This window comes from Mesorhizobium sp. P3_A9 (assembly GCF_056402975.1).
Genome location: NZ_JBFUGJ010000371.1, coordinates 1 through 5604, shown reverse-complemented (window position 1 = coordinate 5604; position 5604 = coordinate 1). Strand labels below are relative to the sequence as shown.

At 63.1% G+C, this 5604-nt stretch carries 5 protein-coding genes and 1 pseudogene; 3 read left to right on the top strand and 3 right to left on the bottom strand.

Annotation, left to right across the window (positions count from 1 at the left end; all coding sequences use genetic code 11):
- The 3 genes and pseudogenes from AC1DX0_RS30130 to bmt all read left to right on the top strand — a co-directional run.
- A pseudogene (locus AC1DX0_RS30130) lies at window positions 1-255 on the top strand (helix-turn-helix domain-containing protein); the annotation flags it as partial.
- Between the two features lie 98 nt (window positions 256-353).
- On the top strand, window positions 354-956 hold the full coding sequence (locus tag AC1DX0_RS30125) for a DUF1989 domain-containing protein (protein WP_477222166.1): 603 nt from the start codon (window positions 354-356) through the stop codon (window positions 954-956).
- Window positions 957-1057: 101 nt separating this feature from the next.
- Window positions 1058-2080: a betaine--homocysteine S-methyltransferase gene (gene bmt / locus AC1DX0_RS30120; RefSeq protein ID WP_477222165.1), complete on the top strand. Its 1023-nt coding sequence runs from the start codon at window positions 1058-1060 to the stop codon at window positions 2078-2080.
- Between the two features lie 14 nt (window positions 2081-2094).
- Here bmt and AC1DX0_RS30115 read toward each other — a convergent pair whose 3' ends face one another.
- From AC1DX0_RS30115 to AC1DX0_RS30105, 3 genes are all read right to left on the bottom strand, one after another.
- Window positions 2095-2364, bottom strand: coding sequence for a hypothetical protein (locus AC1DX0_RS30115; RefSeq protein ID WP_477222164.1), 270 nt, complete (start codon window positions 2362-2364; stop codon window positions 2095-2097).
- 363 nt (window positions 2365-2727) lie between these two features.
- Window positions 2728-4848: a vWA domain-containing protein gene (locus tag AC1DX0_RS30110; RefSeq protein ID WP_477358085.1), complete on the bottom strand. Its 2121-nt coding sequence runs from the start codon at window positions 4846-4848 to the stop codon at window positions 2728-2730.
- 2 nt (window positions 4849-4850) lie between these two features.
- Window positions 4851-5411: an RNA polymerase sigma factor gene (locus tag AC1DX0_RS30105; RefSeq protein ID WP_477222162.1), complete on the bottom strand. Its 561-nt coding sequence runs from the start codon at window positions 5409-5411 to the stop codon at window positions 4851-4853.
- Window positions 5412-5604 lie beyond the last annotated feature (193 nt).

The following is a 5604-nucleotide window of genomic DNA, read 5'->3' as shown; positions in this document are numbered from 1 at the left end:
GACCTGTACCCGACCTTCCGCCTGTTTCTCTACGACGGCCGTATGCGCTATTCGATCCCGCTGACCATCTTCGGCCCCTACCGCGCCGCCATCTATGTCGGCGAYATGTATGTGGTGCTGAACGCSACCCAACCGATCCAGGCGCTGACCCRGCATTTCGACAATCTGATCCGCGCCGCCGACATCAACCCACACGAGGCCGCCGCCTACGCGCGCAATCTGGCCGGCATGTCGTTCCCGTCAGGCTCTGTCTGATCGACCGCAATCGTGGTCATTGGCCCCGACATGATCGAGGGCCAAGCCACTCGCCCAAGTCAGTTGCCCAAGTCGATGGCATGCCCAGAGGACAGCCCATGTCAGACCCACGTCGCATCGTCGTCCCTCCCCAATCGGGCCGCTCGATCCATGTCAAACGCGGCGATCTCATCCGCATCATCGACACGAAGGGACAGCAGGTCGCCGATCTCTGGGCGTTCGCGACCGGAGATCAGTTCGACTGGCTGAGCACGTCGCAGACCCGCGACATCACCGAGCGCCTATTCCCCGGCATCGGCGACCATTTCTATAGCGCCGCCGCCAGGCCGATGCTGACATTGGTCGAGAACGCCTCGCCCGGCCCGCATGACATGCTCTACCCCGCCTGTGACTCGGCCCTCTACGAGCGTGCCGGCTTCCCCAACCACCCCAATTGCCGGGACAATCTGATGCAGGCGCTGGCTGCCGAGGGCATATCGCTGCCCTTCGCCCCCGACCCCGTCGATCTCTTCCAGAACTCCCTGCCGCAGCCGGACGGCAGGCTGGTGGTCGAGGCATCGATCAATCCGCCCGGCGGCAATGTGACGTTGCTTGCCGAACAGGACCTGCTTCTGGTGGTCACCGCCTGCTCGGTCGACTATTACCCGACCAATGGCGGGGTCTGCACCGAGATCGCCGTCGAGATCACGTCCGGATCGTGAGCAAGCGCTTCAATCCAGCAGGAAGGTCGTGGCAAATCATTGACTGGACATAAAGACTTCTTTATATCCTTATTCGAATTCGAAACACGAAAGCCAATCCGATGACGACGACCAATCCGATCGATGCCCTGCTGGCTGAAAAGGGTGTGCTGCTGGCCGATGGCGCCACCGGCACCAATCTGTTCGCCATGGGCCTSGAGGCCGGCGARGCRCCSGAATTGCTGAACGAGACSGCGCCCGACACCATCACCAGCCTGCACCAGAACTTCGTCGATGCCGGCGCCGACATCATCCTGACCAACTCCTTCGGCGGCACCCGCCACCGGCTCAAGCTSCACCACGCGCAGGACCGCGTGCATGCGCTGAACAAACGCGCCGCCGAGATCGCCCGCGCCGTCGCCGACAAGGCCGGCCGCAAGGTGATCGTCGCCGGCTCCGTCGGCCCGACCGGCGAATTGCTGGTGCCGCTTGGCGCCATGACCTATGACGAGGCGGTCGACGCTTTTGCCGAACAGATCGAGGGTCTCAAGGAAGGCGGCGCCGAAGTCGCCTGGATCGAGACCATGTCGGCGCCCGACGAAATCCGCGCCGCCGCAGAAGCCGCCATCCGCGTCGGCCTGCCCTACACCTATACCGGCTCCTTCGACACCGCCGGCCGCACCATGATGGGCCTGTTGCCGAAGGACATCCACGGCGTCGTCGACGGCCTGTCTGAAGCACCGCTCGGCGTTGGCGCCAATTGCGGTGTCGGCGCCTCCGACATCCTGGCCTCGCTGCTCGACGTGACCGAGGCGAAGCCGCAGGCGACCGTTATCGTCAAGGGCAATTGCGGCATTCCCGAATTTCGCGGCACCGAGATTCATTACTCCGGCACGCCGGAACTCATGGCCGACTATGTCCGTCTCGCTGTCGATGCCGGCGCGAAAATCGTCGGCGGCTGCTGCGGCACCTCGTTCCAGCACCTTGCTGCGATGCGCAAGGCGCTCGACGCCCATACCAAGGCGGATCGTCCGACGGTTGCGGCGATCGTCGAGCGCATCGGCCCGATGCGCAACAAGGTGGCGACGGAAAACACCGCCGAGACCAGCGAAGCCCGCCGCGAACGGCGCCGCAGCCGGGCCTGACTCGATATTCTCGATTATTCGCTGTTGTCGGCGTAGCTCGACTGCGCCGACTTGAAATCGACGACGTTGTCGCCGCGCATCGTCATCAGCGTGCCGGATGAAGCGGGATCGCTGATCTGTTCCAGCATGGCGCGGAAGCGGTCGTTGGTCAGCGCCGACATGGCGGTATGACGCGCCTGCGCGACATCGTCGCTGATGCGCCTGGATTCGGATGATGGGGCCGAAGAAACCGCGGAAGCGTCTCGTGCCGGCGGTATCGAGTTGGGTATAGTCCTGATCTGCAATTCCGGCTCCCTCAAGCCCTGTAAACATGATCGGTGTAACAAGAGGACATTGCGATCCGGTACCGGAAATGCCGCGCAATTTAACGATCGTGCCGGTATCGCCGCCCGAGGATCCGTTGAGATTCAGGTCAGGCCGAGGCGAAAACGGCAGGTTCCGAGAACCGGAGCGGAGCGTACTTTTCGTACGTGAGCACCGGAAGCGGAGGAAGCTGCCGTTTGCAGACCGGCCTCACCTGAATATCAACGGATCCGAAAAAAAAGGCCGGCAAGGGAATGACCCCTCGCCGGCCTGCCTCACCCGCCCGTAGGCCGGTTTCCCGTATCAGAACGATCCCATCTGAAAGAAACCGGCCGTCATCGCCACTACCGGTTACCGCCCAGCGCCGAGGCAAGGCGCACAAGCGAAAGGAACTCKGACCTGTACCCAAACGGGTCGGCTCCTCGGGCGGCAGTGGCAATCTCCATGATCTTGTCGTAACCGAACTTCGCGGTCGCATCCTCGTCGCGCAGTTTTTGGCCAAAGGCGGCAACGGCGACGGAGAAGCGCTGGTCGGTGCTGGCCTGGTCGAAGGATGCCACCTCGTTGGCCGATGTCACCGGCGTGGTGATCAGCTTCGAGATGTCTTCATTCGGCAGCTTGTAGCGGATCTTGACGAAGGCATATTCGTCCGCATTGGCGACGCCGCCATTGTGGACCGTAGCCTGGCCATAGCGCAGCGGGTCGATCTGCTCGCCGCCGCTGCCCTTCGGCGTGACCTCGTAGATCGCGGTGACTGAATGGCCCGAGCCGATATCGCCGGCATCGACGCGGTCATTGTTGAAGTCCTCGCGGTTGAGCGCCCGGGTCTCGTAGCCGATCAGGCGATATTCGGAGACCTTGTTCGGGTTGAACTCGACCTGGATCTTCACGTCCTTGGCGATCGGGAACAGCGTCGAGGAGGCATCCTCGACCAGCACCTTTTCAGCCTCGGCCAGCGTGTCGATATAGGCTGCCGTGCCGTTGCCGTTCTGGGCAATGGTCTGCATCATCTGGTCATTCAGATTGCCGCGGCCGAAGCCGAACACCGACAGGAAGACCCCCGTCTTGCGCTCGCTTTCGATCAGCCGCTTCAGGTCGTCGTCGTCGGTCTGTCCGACATTGAAGTCGCCGTCGGTGGCCAGCATCACCCGGTTGATGCCGTCCTTGATGAAGGATTGCTGGGCAAGCTTGTAGGCCTCCTTGATGCCGGCCTCGCCGGCGGTCGAGCCACCCGGCGTCAGATTGTCGATGGCGTTGAGGATCTTGTCCTTCTCGGCAACCTTTGTCGGCATCAGCACGGTGCCGGCGTCACCGGCATAGGTGACGATCGAGATCGTGTCGTCGGCCTTCAGCTTGCTGACCAGCAGCCGGAATGCCGATTTGAGCAGCGGCAGCTTGTCCGGCTCGTCCATCGAGCCCGAGACGTCGATCAGGAAGACCAGATTGGCTTTCGGCTGCTCGGTCGGCTTGATGTCGAAGCCCTTGATGGCGACATGCATCAGCTTGGTGTGCGCGTTCCACGGCGTCGGCATGACGCTGACGGTCGAGTTGAACGGCGTCGACGCCGAGTCCGGCCCCTTCCAGTCATACGGAAAGTAATTGATCATCTCCTCGACGCGCACCGTGTCGGCCTGCGGCASGWAGCCYTGCTTCAGCGARCTGCGCACGAAGGAATAGGAWRCSGTGTCGACRTCGATCGAGAAGGTCGAGACCGGATCTTCGAGTGCKGCGTGCACCGGATTGGTCTTGAAATCCTGGACGCGGTCGCGGTTTTCCTCCTGCGGCGCGATCTGGTCGGCCGGCGCCGTGGCCGGTTGCTGCGGCGCCATCAGCTTGGACTCGGCGGCTGCCATACGGTCAACCCGCGAGGTGCTGGGCGCGTTTACAGTTCCATCCAGCGCGAACTCACCTGTCGGCGCCGGCGGTGCCGGCTCGGCCACCACCCCGCGCCCCACCGCAGTTTGCTGAGCGGTGCCACCGGCCTCGGCCGATTCGGATTTCGGTGGCGAGGCCGGCGCCACAAGCGCATCGCTCGCATCGCGGCTTTCCACATCCGCGTCGGCCTTCTTGTCCTTTTCCAGCGCCGTGGGGGCTGGCTTCGGTTCGGCGATTGTCGGCTTCAAGGTCGCCGGCTTATCGGCCAGCGTCTCGGTGATCTTTTCGTCGCCGCCGAATTTGGGCGGCTGTTCCCTCAGCAGATGGAAGGTGGCGTATCCGGCGATCGGCAGGGCGACGAGCCCGGCAATGGCCGGCGTGGCAATGAGTTTCTTTTGCATGATCTCGCTCCAGAGCTTTTGTGCTCGCTCTGTGAGACGAAGGCCGCCGACCGATCCTTGGGTGACGGCAGAAATATTTTCCTGATCATAGGCGCGCAGGGCAGCTTCGAAGGCGCGCGCCTTCGCGCTCTCGCCCGGCGCCGGTGCCGCGATATCGCGCAGYCTGTTGAGTTCGTTGTCGTCGACCATGGTCACACTTCCCCGGCCGAGCGCATCAGCGTCTTCAGCCGTTTCTTCGCTTCATGGATGTGCCAGGAAACCGTCGTCTCCGAGATCGCCATCGCCTCGGCGGCGGCCGCGTGGCTCAAACCCTCGCCATAGACAAGCAGCACGGCATCGCGCTGCTTGTCCGGCAGCTGCCGCACCGCCGCCCACAGTGCCTCGGCCGGATCCTCGCTCTCGGCCGGCGCCTCGCCGGAAATCAGCGCATGAACGCCATAGGCCTCGGTCTTCACCGTCTCGCGCGCGGTCTTGCGCATCATGTCGCGCGCCGCGTTCATCGTCACGGAATAGAGCCATGTCGTGAAGGCGCCGCCACCGCGATAGTCGCGGATCGCCTTGCCGAGCCGGACGCAGACTTCCTGGGCGATGTCTTCGGCATCGGCCTTCTTGCCGCACCAGCGATAGGCGGCGCGATAGACGAAGTCGTAGTGACGCTCCAGCAATGTGCCGAAGGCCCCCCTGTCTCCGCCCTTCGCCCGCCCGATCAGTTCGGCGTCGGAGGCTTCGGTCTCATCCAGCATCATCGCCATCATTTGTCAGTTGGACGAAGGCTAATGGCTAATCCTTGGGGTGATGCAAAGATTTTTTTCAGCCCAGTGCTTTGACGCTCGGATGGCCCACCGGGACGGCTTCACGATAGACGCAAAAAAGAGTGACCTGTGGTCATCCGTATGGCGCTGGCAAATCCATCTCGACTCGGGTCTCTGGTTCCCTCACCAACGG

Excerpts from the sequence above, each read along its gene's own strand:
- AC1DX0_RS30105 (WP_477222162.1), bottom strand. The coding sequence starts at position 5,411 with ATGGCGATGATGCTGGATGAGACCGAAGCCTCCGACGCCGAACTGATC.
- AC1DX0_RS30125 (WP_477222166.1), top strand. The coding sequence starts at position 354 with ATGTCAGACCCACGTCGCATCGTCGTCCCTCCCCAATCGGGCCGCTCG.